1 protein-coding gene is annotated in these 402 nt (G+C 74.6%); it reads left to right on the top strand.

Annotation, left to right across the window (positions count from 1 at the left end):
- The coding region (locus tag E1292_RS50685; RefSeq protein WP_342775789.1) for a DUF6596 domain-containing protein at nt 1-402 on the top strand (402 nt) is incomplete at both ends.

Genomic DNA, 402 nt, shown 5'->3' with positions numbered 1-402 from the left:
GGGCCGTCCTGCACGTCCTGTACCTGATCTTCAACGAGGGCTACACCGCCTCCAGCGGACCGGACCTGCAGCGCGCCGACCTCACCTCGGAGGCGATCAGGCTGGCCCGCGCGCTGCACCGGCTGCTCCCGGACGACGGCGAGGTCTCCGGCCTGCTCGCCCTCATGCTGCTGACCGACGCGCGCCGCGCGGCCCGCAGCGGCGACGGCGGCCTGCTGATCCCGCTCACCGAGCAGGACCGGACGCTCTGGAACCGGGACGCGATCGACGAGGGCACGGCGCTGATCACCGACGCGCTGACCTGGTCGCCGCCGGGCCCATACCAGCTGCAGGCCGCGATCGCCGCCGTCCACGCGGAGGCGGCGCGGCCGGAGGACACCGACTGGCCGCAGATCCTCGCCC

It is taken from the genome of Nonomuraea deserti (assembly GCF_004348685.1).
Classification (GTDB): Bacteria; Actinomycetota; Actinomycetes; order Streptosporangiales; family Streptosporangiaceae; genus Nonomuraea; species Nonomuraea deserti.
Note: the sequence above shows the minus strand (reverse complement) of the source record. Positions and strands in the feature narration are given on the sequence as shown.